The organism is Micromonospora inositola, assembly GCF_900090285.1.
Taxonomy (GTDB): Bacteria; Actinomycetota; Actinomycetes; order Mycobacteriales; family Micromonosporaceae; genus Micromonospora; species Micromonospora inositola.
Genome location: NZ_LT607754.1, coordinates 2,891,047 through 2,908,284, shown reverse-complemented (window position 1 = coordinate 2,908,284; position 17,238 = coordinate 2,891,047). Strand labels below are relative to the sequence as shown.

The window sequence follows — 17,238 nt, the reverse complement described above, 5'->3', positions numbered from 1 at the left end:
GGTATTTCTTCCCTTTGCTCCCGATCGCCGGCCTCCGATCCGGTTAATCCGGGCAGCGCAGCGGGTAGTGCTCAGCCATGCGCGACGACGAGTACCCGACCCCCGTGTCCGACCCCGAGGCGGAGGGGCTGCCCGACACCGCCGACGACGACTCGAGCGCCAACGACGACGTCCTGACCGGCCGCGAGGCGGACGGCCCGGAGCCGGCCCAGCTGCCCGGGGACCGCACCCCGGTGGCGGTGGACCGGTTCGGGACCACCGCCGAGGAGCAGCTCGACGGCGAGTCGCTGGACTACAAGCTCCAGCGGGAGAGCTACGAGCGCCCGGCCGACGACCCCCTCGCGGGCCCGGTGGACCCGGACATCGCCGCCGAGGCGGACAGCGAGGAGGCCGCCGCGCAGGCCCAGCTCGACGCCGACGTGATCGACGCGGGCCCCACCTCCGACCCGCACTCCCCCGTGTCGATCTACGACCACGGCCAGCTCGGCAGCGTCGCCGACGCCGAGGTGGGCCGGCTGGTCGAGCCGGACGTGGGGGCCCACACCGACCAGGAGACCGACAACGTCGCGTACGACGCCGGTTCGGCCGGTGGCGGCCCGACCGCCGAGGAACTGGCCATCCACGAGACCCGACCGCCGGAGGCGACCTAGTCGTCCAGGCCCCGTTCGATTGCGTAGCGGGTCAGCTCCACCCGGTTGTGCAGCTGGAGCTTGCCGAGCGTGTTCTGCACGTGGTTCTGCACCGTCCGGTGGGAGAGCCCGAGCCGCTCGGCGATCTGCTTGTACGACAGGCCCTTGGCCACCAGACGCAGCACCTCGGTCTCCCGTTCGGTGAGCCGGGGTGCCGCGTCGTCGGTGGATCCGCTCGGCGGCCCGGCCGCCAGCCGGCGGTACTCCCCCAGCACCAGCCCGGCGAGCCTCGGGGTGAAGACCGGCTCGCCGGCGGCGGTGCGCCGCACAGCGTCGAGGAACTCCGCCGGCGCGGCCGACTTGACCAGGTAGCCGGTCGCGCCGGCCTTCACCGCGTCCAGGACGCTCTGCGGCTCGCCGCTGGCCGACAGCATCAGGACCCGCACCTCGGGCAGCGCCGCGCGCAGCCCGCGGATCACCTCGACGCCGGAGACGTCCGGCAGTTGCAGGTCGAGCACGACCACGTCCGGCCGGGCGGCGGCGGCCACCCGCACGGCCTGCCGCCCCTCGCCGCTGGTGGCCACCACCAGGTGACCGGCCTCGGTGAGGTCGCGGGCCACCCCCTCCCGCCACATCGGGTGGTCGTCGACCACCATCACCCGGACTCCGGTACCCGCGCCGCTCATCGCCCGTCCCTCCGCACCCGCAGCTCGATCTCGGTGCCCTGGCCCGGCGCGGAGACGATCCGGGTCTCGCCGCCCAGGTCCGCGACGCGGCCCCGGATGGACTGGGCCACGCCGAGCCGTCCCTGGGCCACGGCCTCGGCCAGCCGGCCCTCCGGGATCCCCGGTCCCTCGTCGCGTACCGAGACGGTCACCGTCTCCCCCTCGTCCTCGATCAGCACCCAGGCCCGCCCGCCGGCGTGCCGGGCCACGTTGTCCAGCGCCGCGCCGGTGGCGGCGGCCAGTTCCCGCGCGACCCGCGCGGGCAGCGGAACCCCGGTGGCGGGCGCGGAGACCACCACCATCGCCGTGGCGTACCGGTCCAGCAGGGCGCGCAGATCCAGCGTGCCGCCCTCCTCATCCGGCGTGCCACCGGAGCGGCCGATCAGCGCCCGCAACGCGGCCTCCTGCTCGCCGGCCAGCCGGGCCAGCTCGCCGCCCTCGCCGTCGAGCTGGGCGCCGCGCCGCTGCACCAGCGCCAGCACCTGGAGCACCGAGTCGTGGATGTCCCTGGCCAGCCGCTCCCGTTCCCGGGTCGCCGCCTCCAGCTCGACCGCCCGTTGCAGCCGCTCCTCGGCGGTTACCGCCAGCCGGGCGACGTGCCCGACCACCACCCCGGCGAGCAGCATCAGGATCACGCCGGTCAGCGACGACTGGCTGATCCGCTCGCGGGTGGCGAGGTCGGCGCCGCCGAGCAGCAGGGCGGCGACCGCGCCCCGGCGCCGACCGCCGGAGACCGCCCAGGCCAGCACCGGCCCGGCCAGCCAGGCCACGGTCAGGGTGGGCACGCCGGCGGCGAGCGCCGCGCGGCCCACCACCCAGGGGGTGGCCAGCATGATCGCCAGGACCACGCCGAGGTCGGCCAGGAGCAGCGGCCAGCGCCGTCCGGCCGGGCGCGCGTAACCGGCCGCGGTCACCCCGGACCAGGCCAGCATCACCAGCAGTACGCCGCCGGCGGCCAGCGGGTGCGCGTACCGGTCGGCGTCGCGGAGGACGAGCACGCCGACGTACGCCAGCGAGGCGAACCGGAACACCGCGATGGACCGCCAGAGCGGGACCTCGAGACCTCCGGGCGACGACGGCATGCGCGCCACCATGCCACAGTCCGAAGGGACGCCGGGGACAGCGCGGGGTGCGGCTGGGGAAACCCTGACGTACGGTGGAAATGCCGCGAATAACTCCGAGATCCAGCGCCGGGACGGGGCCATGACGAACGCATCACCCCGCGCACCGCGTACGGTTGTGCCCATCGAACGTTCCCTCCTCATCAGCGAAGCCTTCGATCAGGCACAGGTGACCGAGCTGCGACACTCGGTCACCTCCTGCGCGCACGCCGCCGGGCTCAGCGATGAGCGGCTGGACGACTTCGTGCTGGCGGTCAACGAGCTGATCACCAACGCGGTGCGGCACGGCGGCGGCCAGGGCTCGCTGCGGCTGTGGCGGCAGGCTGGCGAGCTGGTCTGCGAGGTCGCCGACGACGGCAGCGGGATCAGCTCCGGGCGGCTCGACGACCGCAGCCGCCCGGCCGCGGACACCGCCGGCGGGTGGGGCCTCTGGCTCGCGCGGGAGCTCAGCGACACGATGGAGGTCGTGACCGGCGAGGCCGGCACGACGGTCCGGATCAGCGCCGCCCTGGCCGCGACGGAGCGGGTCGGCCGACACCACGTCGAGTAGCGGCGACCCCGGCCCCGCCCGGGCAGGCTGGGCGACGCGCGGCCGCCAGGTCAGCCGAAGAGGGCGCTCACCGATTCGCCGTTGTGGATGCGCCGCATCGCCTCGGCCAGCGCCGGGGCCACCGAGAGCACCTCCAGCTTCGGCACCCGCTTCTCCGCCGGGATCGGCACCGTGTTGGTGCAGACGATCTCCAGCACCCCGTCCTGAGCGATCAGCCGCTCCAGCGCCCCGCCGGAGAAGAGGCCGTGGGTGCAGGCCAGCCGGATCGAGCGGACCTTCCGTTCGCGCAGGTGCGCCATCAGCTCGATCATCGTGCTGCCCTTGGCGATCTCGTCGTCCAGCACGATCACGTCCCGCTCCGCCACGTCGCCGATCACCGTGCTGATCTCGACGCGGTCGTCGCTGTACCGCTGCTTCGCGCCGGCCGCGACCGGGGTGCCGAGCCGCCGCGCGAACGCCGCCGCCTGCTTGGCGTTGCCCAGGTCCGGCGAGACCACCACGGCGTTGCTCAGGTCGTACCGCTTGAAGTGGTCGGCCAGCTCGCGCAGCGCGTGCAGGTGGTCGACCGGGACGCTGAAGAAGCCGTGCACCTGCGGCGAGTGCAGGGTCATTGCCAGCACCCGGTCGGCGCCGGCCGAGGTGAGCAGGTCGGCCACCAGCCGTCCGCCGATGGAGATGCGCGGCGCGTCCTTCTTGTCCGACCGGGCGTACGCGTAGTGCGGCAGCACCACGGTGATCCGGCCGGCGGACGCGCCCCGGGCCGCGTCGATCATGAGCAGCAGCTCGACCAGATGCTCCTGCACCGGCGGCACCAGCGGCTGGATCAGGAAGACGTCGCGTTCCCGGCAGTTCGCCTGCAACTGCACCTCGAGGCAGTCGTTGGCGAACCGGGACACCCGTACCGGATGCAGTGGAACGCCCAGGTGGGCGCAGATCTCGGCGGCGAGGTCGGGATGGGCGGTTCCGCTGAACACGGCAATGTCACGCACGCCTGTTGATCGTACGGACCCCCGGCGGGCGACGGCACGCCCTCCCGCCGGGCCCGGTGCCTGACTACTCCCAGGTCGTGCCGGTCAGCTTCTCGTAGACCTCGACGTAGCGGGCCCGGGTGGCCTCGACCACCTCGGCCGGCACCTCCGGCGCGGGCGGCTGCTTGTCCCAGCCGCTGCCGGTGGCCCAGTCCCGGACGTACTGCTTGTCGTAGGAGAACTGGGCGCGGCCCGGCTGGTACGACTCGGCCGGCCAGAACCGGGACGAGTCGGAGGTCAGCACCTCGTCGGCGAGGACCAGGGTGCCGTCCGGCGCCCAGCCCAGTTCGATCTTGGTGTCGGCGACCAGGATGCCCCGGTCGGCGGCGATCTCCGCGCCGCGCCGGTAGACGTCGATGGTGATCTGCCGCAGCCGCTCGGCGACCTCCGCGCCGACCTTGTCGACGACCTGCGCGTAGGTGATCGGCTCGTCGTGCTCCCCCTTGGGGGCCTTGGTCGACGGGGTGAAGATCGGCTGGGGCAGGATCGACGCCTCGACCAGACCCCGGGGCAGCTCGACGCCGGAGACCGCGCCGGTGCGCCGGTACTCGGCGAAACCGCCGCCGGTCAGGTAGCCGCGGGCCACGCACTCGACCGGGACCATGTCGAGCCGGCGGCAGCGGATCGCCCGGCCGGCGAACTCCGCCGGCACGTCGGTGGCGGAGATGACGTGGTTCGGCACCAGGTCGGCGAGCTGCTCGAACCACCAGAGCGAGAGCGCGGTGAGCAGGCGACCCTTGTCCGGGATAGGGGTGGGCAGCGCCACGTCGTAGATCGAGATCCGGTCCGAGGCGACCAGGATCAGGTCGTCGCCGTCGGCGTAGACGTCCCGGACCTTGCCGGAGTGCAGAAGTTCCACGGCGCCTAGTACACCATGTGGTGGTCGGACGCCCGGTGCGACCACCGGGCGTCCCACCGGCCGCCGCCGGACCGACGGCGAGCCGGGCGTACCGGCGGAATCCGCCCCGGCGTTGACACCCTCGTCTGCGGCCTGTGTAAATGGTCCGTCCGCAGCAGCTCGCCAGCGCTCCAGGAGTCCCCGTGCGCGTCCTGAACTCCGCCCCGCCCCGCCCCGGCGTCGACCGGCGGCGGTTCCTCGGCGCGCTCGGCGGCCTGCCGCTGATGGCCGGCGGCCTGGTGGCCTGCGAGGCCGAGGAGCAGACCCCGGTCGACGACGAGCCGATCGAGCTGTCGGTCTTCTGGTGGGGCGGGACCCGGCGGGCCGAGGCCACCGAGAAGGCGCTGCGCCTGTACTCCGAGCAGAACCCGCGGGTCCGGTTCCGGGTCACCTGGCAGGGGCTCACCGGCTACTACGACCGGCTGGCCACCCAGGCCATCGGCGGGAACGCGCCGGACCTGTTCCAGATCGACGACACCGTCCTCACCGAGTACGCGCAGCGCGAGATCGTGCTCGACCTCAGCGGGTACGTCGCGGACGAGCGGCTCGACCTGGGCGGCCTGCCTGCGGGCCTGGCCCGTTACGGCCAGGTCGACGAGCGTACGGTGGCCGTCGCCGCCGCCCAGACCGGCGCCGCGCTGGTCTACAACCGGGACCTGCTGCGCCGGCTCCGGATGCCGGAGCCGCGCACCGGCATGCCCTGGCGCGACTACGTGGAATGGGCCGGCCGGGTCACCCGCGCCTCCGGCGGCCGGGTGGCCGGGACGATGGATCCCTCGGGTGACTACCGGGCGCTGTGGCTCTGGCTCCGGGGCCAGGGCGACGAGCTGTACCAGGGGCGGCAGCTCGGGTTCGGCAGCGCCGAACTGCTCGACTGGTTCGAGCTGTGGGAGGTGGCGCGGAGCCGGCGGGCCACCCCGAGCGCGGTCCTGGTGGAGCAGGCCGACACGGGCGACCTGGCCCACCAGCTCGTGGTCACCGGGCACACCGCGGCGTCCTTCGCCTGGTCGCACCAGTTGGCGGAACTCCAGCACGACACCGACGACGAGCTGGGAATCGTGAGCCTGCCCGGCACCCCGGCCGCGCAGTGGGCGCGGGCGTCCATGTACTGGGCGGCGTTCCGCGGCACCCGGCACCCGGGGGTGGTCGTCGACGTGATCAACTTCCTCACCACCAACGTGGCGGCCGGCCGGATCCTCGGCGTCGAACGCGGCCTGAACGCCAGCGTGCCGGTGCGCCGGTTCGTCGCCGACGGCATCACCGACCGGGCCCAGAAGCGGCTGGTCGCGTTCGGCGCCGCCCTGGACGACCTGCTCGGGCCCGCCCCCGCGCCACCGCCGAAGGGGCACGCGAAGGTGCGTACCCTGCTCATCGCCGCCGCCGAGAGCATCCGCTCCGGACGCTCCGGCGCCCGCGCGGCCACCTCCCGGTTCATCGCCGGGGCGAACGCCGCCCTGGCCGAGTGACAGGGCGCGCCCGGCCCGTCCGGCGACGCCCCATCGTGCGCGGACCGCGGAGCGCGGGCCCGGCGGGGATGGGCCGCCGGGCCCGGGCTCCGGTCGGATCAGCGCGGGGGGCCACCCCGCCGCCTGCGCATCAGCCGCAGCACCAGCAGCACGATCACGACGACCACCACCAGGCAGCAGAGCAGGCCGAGGAAGCCTCCGCCGCCCCGCGACCGCCGCCGGGCGGCCTCCACCACCAGCTCGCCGGTACCCGTGGACGCCCAGGCCGCGACCGGTACGAACACCGAGAGCACGACCGCACCGAGGACCGCGCCGAGCCGGCCCCACCACTTGCTCCAAGCAGACATGCCCTCATCCTCGCCCAGAGACGCAACCGGGACCTGGCGGACGCTCACTCGTCACCGCCCCGCGCGGCCCCGACCTCGGTCAGATCGGGCCGGGGGTGGTCGGGGTCACCGAGGTGGTCCAGGGAACGCACCTTCGGGATCGGCGACGGCAGCAGCCACACCACGCACAGGACGCCACCGACCGCCGCGATCCAGAGCGTGGGGCGCAGCCCGAGCCAGGTGCCGAGCGCGCCGCCGGTCAGCGCCCCCAGCGGCCGCACGCCGTAGTTGATCGTGGAGTACGCGCCGGCCACCCGACTGCGCAGGCCGTCGGGTATCACGGCGGCGTTGAGTGCGTTGAGGTTGACGTCGAACAGCATCACGCCGAACCCGGAGAAGAACTCGGCCGCGCCCAGCAGCCCGACCCGCGCCCACAGCGGGCCGTCCGCGACGGCGACGAAGGAGATCGAGGCCGGAAACACAACCGCACCTGCGACGATGCTGCGCCCGACCCCGATTCGCGCGGACAGTCGCGGCGCGACGACCGCACCCAACAGGCCGCCGACCGCACCGGCGCCGAGGGCGAGGCCGAGCAGCCCCGAGGGCAGGCCGAGCGTGCGGCTGGCGAAGAGCACGAGCAGGGCGCTGAACACGAAGCTGAAGTAGTTGACGGTCGTCGCGCAGCCGAGGCCGGCGCGGAGCACGGGGTCCCGGAGCGTGAACCTCAGCCCGTCCCGGGCCCGGTGCCACAGCGTCCCGGGCGCGTCGTCGTCCGGCCGACCGGTCCGCGCCGCGTCGGCCAGGCGGATCCGACCGATGCCCAGGGCGGAGGCCACGAACGAGACCGCGTCGACCAGGATCGCGACCGGCGCCGTCAACACCTGCACCAACACGCCGCCGAGGGCAGGCCCGGCGATGAAGGAGACGGACCTGCTGGCGCTCAGCGCGCTGTTGGCGTCGAGGTAGCGGGACCGGTCCACCAGCAGCACGAAGAAGGCGGGGTACGTCGTGTTGAACAGCACCGACGCGGCGCCGGTCAACAGCGCGACGGCGTACAGCTGGGCCAGGGTGCCGGCGTCGAACGCGAACGCGACCGGCACCGTCACCAGCAATGCCGCCCGGATCAGGTCGGCCGTCACCAGCAGCCACTTCTTGTGCGCCCGCCGGTCCACCCAGGCGCCGAGGAAGAGCCCGGTGAGGTTCGGCAACCACACCAGCGCGGTCAGCACCGACACCTGGGCGGGGGTGGCGTCGAGCACCAGCACCGCGAGGAGCGGGAACGCCAGCTCGGAGACCCGGTCACCGAACTGGGAGACGATGTGCGCAGCGAAGAACGACCGGAACTGGGGCTGGCGGAACAGCGGGACCGGCCGTTCCGCCCGGCCGCTCACCGCGCCCCCGCCTCGGGCAGGACGTAGCGCATGAACCGCACGTGGCGCGAGTCCGGCGGCTGGTCGGCCGCGTCCCGGGTGACGTACGGCGCGAGCACCTGCTCGATGGCGGCGTTGACGGCGGCCAGCTCGGTCGCGGTCAGCCGCACGGTGGTGTTCGACAGGCCCGCCTCCCGTCGCCACTCCGGTTCGAGCCGGGGCTCGTCCTCTGCCATCCAGCGCCGTGGCAGCTCGTCGTACTGCTCGAAGATGGTCCGGCTGAGCACCCGGCTCGCGGCGCGCCCCTCCTCGTCGTCCGGGAACCGGAACCGAAAGCCGTGGGCGCTCGCCTCCCAGTACCGCTTGCGGGCGTCCCCACCGGTGGCGCTGTCGCGGACCAGGCCGAACCGCGCCAGGTGGCGCAGGTGCCAGCTGGTGACCGAGGGAGAAGCGCCGACGTGCTCGGACAGGTCGGTCGCCGTCGCGGCGCCGTACCGCTGGAGCCTCGACAGGATGGCCAGCCGGACCGGGTGCGACAGCGCGCGCATCGCCGTCGGGTCGGTGAGCTCGAGGTCGCCGTACGGGTTCTCCGCGGTCCCGGGCTCGGGAGTTCTGAGAGACATGTCTCGAGAGTATTCTCTCAGAATTTGTCGGGCAACCGGTGAGCGGTCGAAGCTTCGGGAGGCGGCGAAGGGACCCGGACGGGTGGGCCACGACCAGGACACGACAAAGGGCCCCGGAGAGAACTCCAGGGCCCTTTGTGACGAGTAGCGGGGACAGGATTTGAACCTGCGACCTCTGGGTTATGAGCCCAGCGAGCTACCGAGCTGCTCCACCCCGCGTCGGTAGGAACAGCCTATCGCATCCCCGGCACGGAGATCAGCCGGGTCCCTGATCCGGCCCGGACGGCCGGAGGAACCGCCGGAACCGGAAAAGCGGAACGGCCCCGAGGATCAGGTCCTCGGGGCCGTTCCGGCGTAGTAGCGGGGACAGGATTTGAACCTGCGACCTCTGGGTTATGAGCCCAGCGAGCTACCGAGCTGCTCCACCCCGCGTCGGTAAGACAACCGTAGCCTACCGACCCCCGGGCCGCAAAACGGGACTGCTCATCAGTGCCACCACCTCCGGACCGCTTCCACCGCGCGGCGGCTGTCCGCGTCGACCTGGGACCGGGTGCTGAGGCCCGGGCGTACGCCTCGTGGACGACGTCCTGGGCCTCGCCGGATCGCCCACCACCGCCCGGCCGTACCGCAGGGTCCGGACCGACGTGCTCCGGTAGAAGTCGTCGAAACTCCGCGCGTCCCGCATCTGGCGATCACCCCTCTCCGCCGTCCCACCTGAACAGTTGACGGGGGAAGGGGGCGCCGGGTTGCGGGCGCGGCGTCCGGAATGCGACAGAGCCCGTGGCCGGGACCGGTAGGGGTCCGCGGGCCACGGGCTCCGTGGTCGAGCCGGGCGTCAGCCGTTCGGCGAGGGGGACGGGGACGCGGACGCCGGCGGGGACGCGGACGGGCTACCGCTCGGCGTCGGGGCGGTCGACGGGTTGGCGGCCGCCTGCGCCTCCTGGAACGTCGTCATCGCCTCGTCCAGCGTCTTCAGCGCCCGCCCGTACCGCTCGAAGTCGCCGGACGCCTGCGCGGCCTTGACCTCGGCGATGGCGCTCTGCACCTTGGCGGCGGCGTCGGCCAGCGCGCCGGTGAGCGCGGGTGGCGTGCCGCCGGGGCTCGGCGGGGTCCCGGTGCTTGGCGGGGTCCCACCGGCTGGCGGCGGGGCGCCCTGGCCCGCCCGCTTCCCCTGCTCGACGAGCTGCTTGATGCCGTCGCTGAGGTTGGTCGCCAGCACCACGTACGAGCCGCCGTCGCCGTACGACAGCAGCACCCGCTGCAACTGCGGGAACGCATTCTGGGTGTTGCTCTTCACGTAGACCGGCTCGACGTAGAGCATCCCGTCGGCGAACGGCAGCGACAGCAGGTTGCCGTACTGCACCTGGGACTGCCCTGAGGAGAGCAGGTTGAGCTGCTGCCGGATGTCACCGTTGTTGGTCATCTGCTGGTGCACCTGGACCGGCCCGGAGATCCGGGTCTGGTCGGGCAGCTCCAGCACCTCCAGCTTCGGCTGCCCGTCCACGTACGACCCGGAGATCAGCGCGGCGAGGTTCTCCCGGCGGTTCGGGGTGACCGCCGAGGTGAGCTGGAACCGCGGCCCCTCCTGCCTAGGGAACTGGGTGAACAGGTAGTACGGCGGCTGCTTCTGCCCGCTGTCCGGGGCGTCCGGCACGTTCGGCACCTGCCAGAAGTCCTGCCCGGAGTAGAAGTCGCCCGGGTCGGTGACGTGGAACTTGGTGAGCAGGTTGCGCTGCACCTTGAACATGTCGGCCGGGTAGCGGAAGTGCTCGGCCAGCTCCGCCGGGATGGCCGACTTCGGCAGCATCAGGTCGCCGCCGAACGCCTTGTTCCACGCCTTGAGCACCGGGTCGGTGTCGTCGAACTGGTAGAGCCGGACGGTGCCGTCGTACGCGTCGACCGTCGCCTTGACCGAGTTGCGGATGTAGTTGACGTTCTCCCGGGCGAGCTGGAAGGTGCCCCGCCCGGTCAGCTCGTCGGTCGTCTCCGCCTGGAGATTGACCCGCTCGGCGTACGGGTAGGTCGCCGCCGTGGTGTAGCCGTCGACGATCCACTGGATCCGGCCGTTCACCACCGCCGGGTACGGGTCACCGTCCAGGGTGAGGAACGGGGCGACCTTCTCCACCCGGTCGCGCGGGTTGCGCACGTAGAGCAGCTTCGAGTTGTCGTTGACCGCCTCGGAGAGCAGGAAGTTCGACTCCTGCTCCTTGATTGCGTAGAGCAGCCGACGGGTGAATGAACCGATCTTGACGCCGCCGTCGCCCGTGTAGTTGTAGTACTGCTCCCCGCCGCTCGACGTCGGCCGGTCGAACTCGACGTTGCGGTCCCCGGTCTGCCCGACGATCGCGTAGTCGTCGGCCTCCATTCGCTCGCCGTAGTAGATCCGGGGCTGCTGCGCCGGGATCTGCTCGGTCTGCGCGGCGCAGCCCTGCACCTCCTTCGCCGAATCGCCGAGGAAGCCGGAGACGAAGAACGGCGTACCGTTGCCGCAGATCTGGTTGGCCGGCGCCGCGACCAGCCCGTAGCCGTGGGTGTAGACGGTGTGCCGGTTGATCCAGTTGTTCTGCTGCGTGGTCAGCTCGCCGTAGTTGATCTCGCGGACGCCGACCACGTAGTCGGAGGTCTTGCCGGACACCGTGTACCGGTCGATGTCCAGCTTCGGCCCGAAGTCGTAGAAGCCCCGGACCTGCTGGAGCTGGGTGTACGTCTCGGAGACCAGCTGCGGGTCGAGCAGCCGGACGTTCGACACCACCGAGGTGTCGGTGGCCAGGCTGGCCGGCGGGGTGAGGTTGCTCGCCGCGTACCCGGTGCTCTTCGTCGCGCCCAGCCCGTACGCCGCCCGGGTCGCCTCGATGCTCCGCGAGATGTACGGCGCCTCCTTGTCCCGGGCGCTCGGCTTCACCTCGAACGTCTGCACGGCCCACGGGTAGATGCCGCCGATCGCCACGGCGGAGACGCCGAGCAGGGCCAGCGCGATGCCCGGCCAGACCAGGTTCCGCATCACCACGTTGGAGAACGCGATGATCGCGATGGCCACCACGATGGAGATGTAGGCGAGGATCTCCTTCGCCGGCAGCAGCGCGTTCACGTCGGCGTAGCCGGCCCCGTAGAGCTTGGCGCCCTCGTTGTACTCCAGCAGCATCGCCCGCCGGTCCAGCACGTACGCGACGGCCTTGAGCAGGACGAAGACGGCGACCAGGGTGCTCAGGTGGGCCCGGGCGCCATTGGTCATCCGGTCCCCGACGCCCTGCAACCGGACCCCGCCGAAGATGTAGTGCACGGCCAGCGCGCCGAGCAGGGCCAGCACCACCGCGGTGAAGCCGACGCCCAGCAGGTACCGCCAGAAGGGCAGTTGGAAGACGTAGAACCCGACGTCCACCCCGAACTCCGGGTCCTTCACGCCGAAGTTCCCGCCGTTGCGGAACAGCAGCCACTGGCTCCACCGGCTCTGCGCGGACAGCCCGGCGAAGAGGCCGATGACCGCGGCGACCAGGGCGATCCAGGTGCCGAGCCGGGGGCTCAGCAGCATCCGGTACCGCTCCAGAGTGGCCTGCTCGACGGAGTGCGGGCGCATCGTCGGCCGCAGCCGGTGGGCCAGCCAGAGGTTGACCGCGATGACGGCCGCCATGCCGAGCCCGACCAGCAGGAAGAGCAGCAGCCGGGTGGCGAGCACCCCGGTGAAGACCTGGGTGTAGTGGACCTCGTCGAACCAGAGCCAGTCGGTCCAGGCGTTGACCCCCCACCCGAGCAGGGTGAAGAACACGAACACCCCGATCAGGACCCCGATGGTGACGCGTCCGCGCCGGCTCATCCTCGGCAGGGGACTGCTACGCATGACCACTGTTGGCTCCGCACGCTCGATGTGATCGGCTCCGACCAGGCACCCAGAGTACGGGGTGTTCCTGAACACGTCGGGTCAAGGTCACGTCACGATCGTCGGGCGTCCGGTGAGCCGCGGCTCAGCAGCGGGTCGGCTGTCCCCCGGCGCGCAGCTTCTCCAACGCGGTCAACGCGTCGTCCAGCGTGGCCACCTTGAGCAGCGGCAGGTCGGGCTGCGGGTTGCGGACGGCTTCGGCGCAGTTCTCGGCCGGCACCAGGAAGACCTTGGCGCCGGCGTCCTTCGCGCCGACCAGCTTCTGGGCGATGCCGCCGATCGGGCCCACCCGGCCCTCGTCGTCGATGGTGCCGGTGCCGGCGATGACCTGCCCGCCGGTCAGATCGGCCGGTTCCAGCTTGTCGACGATGCCCAGGGCGAACATCAGCCCGGCGCTCGGCCCGCCGATGTCGCCCAGGTCGATCTTCAGGGTGAACGGGTGCGGCTGCTGCTGGTCGATCTCGATCCCGATCCGCGGCCGGCCGTCCTGCTCCCGGCTGGTCACGGTGGCCGTGGCGGCGGCGCCCGCCCGGAGGTAGCCGACCTTCAGCGCGGTGCCGGCCGGCTTGGCCCGGATCAGCTCGGTCAGCCTGCTGGCGCTGGTCACCGGCTGGCCGTCGACCGAGGTGAGCACGTCAGCCGGCTTCAGCACGTCGGCCGACGGACCGCCCGCGGTGACCCCCTTGACCAACACCTGGACCGGGTAGCCCAGCTCCCGCAGGGCCACGGTCTCCGCGCTGGTCTGCGAGTTCTGGAAGTCCTCGGCGTTGCGCTTCTCGACCTCCTCCTGGGACTCGCCCGGCGGGTAGACCAGCTCGCGGGGCACCACCGCCTCGTCCTTCGAGAACCAGCCCGCCAGCGCCGAGCGGAGCTTGACGGTGGGCTGCACCCCGACCGTGGTGAGCCGCAGCTGCCCGGCGGAGGTGGACGTCGCCCGCCCGGTGACCTGGATGACCTCCTTGCCGTCCGAGGCGCCGAGCGTGTTGACCGTCGGGCCGGGGCCGAGCACGACGTACGGGATGGGCACGCTCAGCACGCCGACGCTGAGCAGGGCGGTGAGCAGTGCACCGAGGAGTACGGTCACGCCGCGACGTCTCATGCGGCAGAGCGTACCGATTCGCCCTGGGGCGTCCGGCGCGGTGACCATGGGACTTCGCCCTCAGCGCAACGCCAGCGGCGGCGACCTGGGGCGGGGCACGCGTACCGTAGATGTCGTGCCTGATATTCCGTTCGGATTCGCGCTCCCGGGTGGGCAACCACCAGACCCCAACGATCCCGCGCAGATGCAGCAGTTCATGTCGCAGTTGCAGCACCTGCTCTCCGCGCCGGGCAGCGGGCCGGTCAACTGGGACCTCGCCCGGCAGGTGGCCGCCAGTCAGCTCGCCGCCACGGGCGACCCGGCGGTCTCGCCGTTCGAGCGCAACGCGGTGGAGGAGGCGCTGCGCATCGCCGACCTCTGGCTGGAGCCGGCGACCTCGTGGCCCACCGGCATCCGGACGTCCGTCGCCTGGAACCGCAACGAGTGGATCTTCAAGACCCTCGACGTGTGGCGCAAGCTCTGCGACCCGGTGGCCAGCCGGATGGTCGGCGCGATGGGCGACCTGGTGCCGCCGGAGGCGCGGGCCCAGCTCGGCCCGATGCAGTCGATGGTGGCGACGCTGGGCGGCGCCCTCTTCGGCGGCCAGCTCGGCCAGGCGCTCGGCTCGCTCGCCGCCGAGGTGCTCTCGGCCGGCGACATCGGCCTGCCACTCGGACCGGCCGGCACCGCCGCGCTCATCCCGGCCAACATCCGGGCGTACGGCGAGGGCCTGGAGCTGCCCGAGGACGAGGTACGCCTCTACGTCGCCCTGCGCGAGGCGGCGCACCAGCGGCTCTTCCAGCACGTACCGTGGCTGCGCGGGCACGTGCTCACCGCCGTGGAGAACTACGCCGCGGGCATCCGGGTCAACCGGGAGGCGATCGAGGAGGCGATGGGCCGGGTCGACCCGACCGACCCGGAGTCGATGCAGGCGATCGCCCTGGAGGGCATCTTCACCCCGGAGGACACCCCGGCGCAGAAGGCCTCCCTGGCCCGCCTGGAGACGGTCCTCGCCCTGGTCGAGGGCTGGGTCTGCCACGTGGTCGACACGGCCGCCGGCGAGCGGCTGCCCAACGTCGTACGCCTCGGCGAGGCGTTCCGCCGCCGCCGGGCCGCCGGCGGGCCGGCCGAGCAGACCTTCGCCGCCCTGGTCGGCCTGGAGCTGCGTCCGCGTCGGCTGCGCGAGGCGTCGGTGCTCTGGGCGGCGCTGACCGAGCACCGGGGCATCGCCGGCCGGGACGCGGTCTGGGGCCACCCGGACCTGCTCCCCTCCGACGACGACTTCGCCGACCCGGAGGCGTTCGCCGCCGCCGGGCTCGACCTCGACGACGAGCTGGCCTCCTTCGACTTCAGCGCGCCGGGTGGTCCCGAGGAGAAGGCGCCGGGCGGCGACACCCCGCCCCGCTCCGACGAGGGCGACGACACCGACAAGTCCTGACGCCGCACGTCCGTGACGCGGGAGGCGCTGAGGCCCGGAGGCACCCGGGCCCGGCCTTCGTGCTGGCCGGCGGGCGTTCAGCCGGCGTGGCCCGAGAGCAGGGCCCGGGTCGCCTCCCAGCCCTCGAAGGCCGGGTCGAGCGTGCCCAGGTCGGCGGGGCCGCGCAGCCGTCGCCAGCCGGCGGTCACCGCGACGTCGCCCGGACGCGGAGCGCCGGCCCGTAGGTCGGCGGGTACGGCCGTGTCCAGGTCTACCGGCGGCAGCCACTCCGGCACCGGCAACCGGGCCGCGACACCGAGCAGCCCCGGCCCGGTCCCCTCGACCGGGGCGACCGCGACCGGTCGACTGGTGAGCGGGCGGAGCAGCTTCCCGAGGGTCAACCCGGGCACGTCGGGCGCGTCTGCGGCCACCACGGCCGCCTGGTCGTACCCGGCCCGCCCGCCGCCGTGCTGGCCGGCCAGCGCCGCGAAGACCGCGTTGACCGTGGATGCAGCCACCTCGTGCACGGCCATGTCGGGCCAGACGACCGCGTCGGCCAGCCACCGGTCGCCGGCCGTCACCGCGACCGCGGTCTCCACCTCGTTGAGCGTGGCCAGCAGGTCCACCACGTCCTCGGCGAGCGCGGTCCGCCACCGCGTCGGGTCGATCCCCGGCGGCGTCCAGGCCACCGGACCGAGCAACGCCACCACCACACGTCGAGCCACGCCCCGACCCTAGCCTCGCCCTGGGCTCCCCGCCCGACCCCGGCCCGCCGGGACCGCCGGCCGACTCCAGGTCCCGACCTGGCATGGTCCGACACCCACGTCGCCGAGCTGGAGTTGATCAACCTGGCGCGGGCGGGCGGGTCAGTCGGAGACCGGGACGCCGGAGACTGCCGCGACGCCCTCCAGGTAGCCGCGGGCCCGTTCGGTCTTCGGGTAGCGGCCGACCAGGGCCCAGAACCGGGCGTTGTGGTTGGGCACGATCAGGTGCGTCAGCTCGTGCAGGAGCACGTAGTCGATCACCCAGTCCGGCATGTCCTGGATCCGGTGGGAGATGCGGATGGTCCGGTCGGCCGGGGTGCAGGAACCCCAGCGACCGTTCTGGTTGGTGACCCAGCGGACGCTGGCCGGCGCGGTCTCGGCGCGGTGGTCGGGCAGGTAGAGGTCGACCAGCCGGGCGGCGCGGGCGAGCAGCTCGGCGTCGGAGCGGGCCAGCCGGCCCTCCCGGGCGGCGAGCCGGGCCAGCATCCGGTCGACCCACTCGCTCTCCTCGGCGCGGGAGAACTGGTCGGGGATGAGCACCACGACCCGCTCGCCGTCGCGGTACGCGGACACCGTGCGTCGCCGGCGCTGACTGCGCCGCACCTCGACGACGGGCTTCCGCGTCGCGGCCATCACTGGCCCGCGCAGCCTCGGATGACTGTCACGAGGGAAAGCTAATGCGTACTGACCAGGGGTCCGCAAGAGTCAACACGACGACACGCGCCCGGAAAATGGTGGTTGGTCGCCAGGAGTCCTGAAAAATTTCTTTGCGGAGGGCGGGGAGCCGTCTCCGGTTACCCTTCGTGGCGGCGGGTCGGGCCGCTGGCGCGTCACCTGCCGACCCCCACCCACGTTAGGTGATCACCCGACGGCGCGCCGCGCGGGGGCCGCCGGAAGGGGGATCTGAGCGCCTTCACCCGGCGTGTCCCCGCCAAACTGACTTATCCGACGTAATCGGCATGCACACTCTCGACGTCGACTTCCTCACAGTGTCGATGCACAGCTGACATGGAACTGCCCATACCTGGGTAGGGTCCGCCAACCAGCGGTCATGAGCGTGGCCGCGGAGAAAGACCCAGCGCCGGCGCCCCGTGGCCCGCCGCCGGGAAACCCGCTGGGACGGCGTGTCCGGCGGACGAGACGAGGAGGCTACCGTGGCCGACCAGGCCCAGACCTACAACGGTTACTGCGTCAAGTGCAAGGAGAAGCGGGACTTCGAGGGGCACATCGAGGTCTCGAAGACCGGCATGAACATGGCCAAGGGCAAGTGCCCGGTCTGCGGGACAACAGTGAACCGCATTCTCGGCAAGGCCAAGGTCTGACCCGTACGGGTCCCGGGGGAGGGGTGGCCGGTGGCCACCCCTCCCCC

General features: G+C 72.6%; 16 protein-coding genes and 2 tRNA genes. 5 read left to right on the top strand and 13 right to left on the bottom strand.

What is annotated here, in order from left to right; all coding sequences use genetic code 11:
• The first annotated feature begins 77 nt into the window (after positions 1-77).
• On the top strand, positions 78-650 hold the full coding sequence (locus GA0070613_RS13995; RefSeq protein ID WP_089012703.1) for a DUF5709 domain-containing protein: 573 nt from the start codon (positions 78-80) through the stop codon (positions 648-650).
• Here the strand turns inward: GA0070613_RS13995 and GA0070613_RS13990 are convergent.
• Both GA0070613_RS13990 and macS read right to left on the bottom strand, forming a co-directional pair.
• Positions 647-1,315: a response regulator gene (locus GA0070613_RS13990; RefSeq protein ID WP_089012702.1), complete on the bottom strand. Its 669-nt coding sequence runs from the start codon at positions 1,313-1,315 to the stop codon at positions 647-649. The two genes, GA0070613_RS13995 and GA0070613_RS13990, sit on opposite strands and share 4 nt — an antisense overlap.
• Positions 1,312-2,436, bottom strand: coding sequence for a MacS family sensor histidine kinase (macS, locus tag GA0070613_RS13985; RefSeq protein ID WP_089015933.1), 1,125 nt, complete (start codon positions 2,434-2,436; stop codon positions 1,312-1,314). The genes GA0070613_RS13990 and macS overlap by 4 nt, the downstream gene beginning before the upstream one ends.
• Before the next feature lie 121 nt (positions 2,437-2,557).
• Here macS and GA0070613_RS13980 point away from each other — a divergent pair, with 121 nt between their 5' ends.
• Positions 2,558-3,025, top strand: coding sequence for an ATP-binding protein (locus tag GA0070613_RS13980; protein ID WP_089012701.1), 468 nt, complete (start codon positions 2,558-2,560; stop codon positions 3,023-3,025).
• Between the two features lie 50 nt (positions 3,026-3,075).
• Here the strand turns inward: GA0070613_RS13980 and GA0070613_RS13975 are convergent, their stop codons facing one another.
• Together GA0070613_RS13975 and GA0070613_RS13970 are read right to left on the bottom strand one after the other, a co-directional pair.
• The gene (locus GA0070613_RS13975) at positions 3,076-4,014 is read right to left on the bottom strand and encodes a ribose-phosphate diphosphokinase (protein WP_089012700.1); all 939 of its coding nucleotides are present in this window, start codon (positions 4,012-4,014) and stop codon (positions 3,076-3,078) included.
• Positions 4,015-4,078: 64 nt separating this feature from the next.
• Positions 4,079-4,912: a phosphoribosylaminoimidazolesuccinocarboxamide synthase gene (locus GA0070613_RS13970; protein WP_089012699.1), complete on the bottom strand. Its 834-nt coding sequence runs from the start codon at positions 4,910-4,912 to the stop codon at positions 4,079-4,081.
• 182 nt (positions 4,913-5,094) lie between these two features.
• Between GA0070613_RS13970 and GA0070613_RS13965 the strand changes: the two genes are divergently transcribed.
• A complete protein-coding gene (locus GA0070613_RS13965; RefSeq protein ID WP_231929773.1) occupies positions 5,095-6,417 on the top strand; it encodes an ABC transporter substrate-binding protein in 1,323 nt (440 codons plus the stop codon).
• Between the two features lie 98 nt (positions 6,418-6,515).
• Here the strand turns inward: GA0070613_RS13965 and GA0070613_RS13960 are convergent, their stop codons facing one another.
• The 7 genes from GA0070613_RS13960 to GA0070613_RS13925 all read right to left on the bottom strand — a co-directional run bounded on the left by GA0070613_RS13960 (position 6,516) and on the right by GA0070613_RS13925 (position 13,709).
• On the bottom strand, positions 6,516-6,764 hold the full coding sequence (locus GA0070613_RS13960) for a hypothetical protein (RefSeq protein ID WP_089012697.1): 249 nt from the start codon (positions 6,762-6,764) through the stop codon (positions 6,516-6,518).
• 44 nt (positions 6,765-6,808) lie between these two features.
• Positions 6,809-8,134, bottom strand: a complete 1,326-nt coding sequence (locus GA0070613_RS13955; protein ID WP_089012696.1) for an MFS transporter — start codon at positions 8,132-8,134, stop codon at positions 6,809-6,811.
• Positions 8,131-8,736, bottom strand: a complete 606-nt coding sequence (locus tag GA0070613_RS13950; protein ID WP_089012695.1) for an ArsR/SmtB family transcription factor — start codon at positions 8,734-8,736, stop codon at positions 8,131-8,133. The genes GA0070613_RS13955 and GA0070613_RS13950 overlap by 4 nt, the downstream gene beginning before the upstream one ends.
• Positions 8,737-8,881: 145 nt before the next feature.
• Positions 8,882-8,955, bottom strand: a tRNA-Met gene (locus GA0070613_RS13945).
• Between the two features lie 139 nt (positions 8,956-9,094).
• Positions 9,095-9,168, bottom strand: a tRNA-Met gene (locus GA0070613_RS13940).
• 403 nt (positions 9,169-9,571) lie between these two features.
• Positions 9,572-12,571 (bottom strand): UPF0182 family membrane protein, encoded by a 3,000-nt coding sequence (locus GA0070613_RS13930; RefSeq protein ID WP_172875816.1) that lies wholly within the window; start codon positions 12,569-12,571, stop codon positions 9,572-9,574.
• A 124-nt stretch (positions 12,572-12,695) separates the two neighbouring features.
• Complete coding sequence (locus GA0070613_RS13925) at positions 12,696-13,709, bottom strand: YlbL family protein (protein ID WP_172875815.1); 1,014 nt, start codon at positions 13,707-13,709, stop codon at positions 12,696-12,698.
• Between the two features lie 184 nt (positions 13,710-13,893).
• On the opposite strand from GA0070613_RS13925, the gene GA0070613_RS13920 reads away from it, so the two are divergent.
• Entirely contained in the window at positions 13,894-15,126 is a 1,233-nt protein-coding gene (locus GA0070613_RS13920; protein ID WP_089012692.1) for a zinc-dependent metalloprotease, read from the top strand.
• Between the two features lie 77 nt (positions 15,127-15,203).
• Here GA0070613_RS13920 and GA0070613_RS13915 read toward each other — a convergent pair whose 3' ends face one another.
• A complete protein-coding gene (locus GA0070613_RS13915; protein WP_089012691.1) occupies positions 15,204-15,830 on the bottom strand; it encodes a hypothetical protein in 627 nt (208 codons plus the stop codon).
• Positions 15,831-15,971: 141 nt separating this feature from the next.
• Positions 15,972-16,502, bottom strand: coding sequence for a M48 metallopeptidase family protein (locus tag GA0070613_RS13910; protein WP_089012690.1), 531 nt, complete (start codon positions 16,500-16,502; stop codon positions 15,972-15,974).
• A 521-nt stretch (positions 16,503-17,023) separates the two neighbouring features.
• On the opposite strand from GA0070613_RS13910, the gene GA0070613_RS32060 reads away from it, so the two are divergent.
• On the top strand, positions 17,024-17,191 hold the full coding sequence (locus tag GA0070613_RS32060; RefSeq protein ID WP_007072829.1) for a DUF5679 domain-containing protein: 168 nt from the start codon (positions 17,024-17,026) through the stop codon (positions 17,189-17,191).
• The last annotated feature ends 47 nt before the right edge of the window (positions 17,192-17,238 follow it).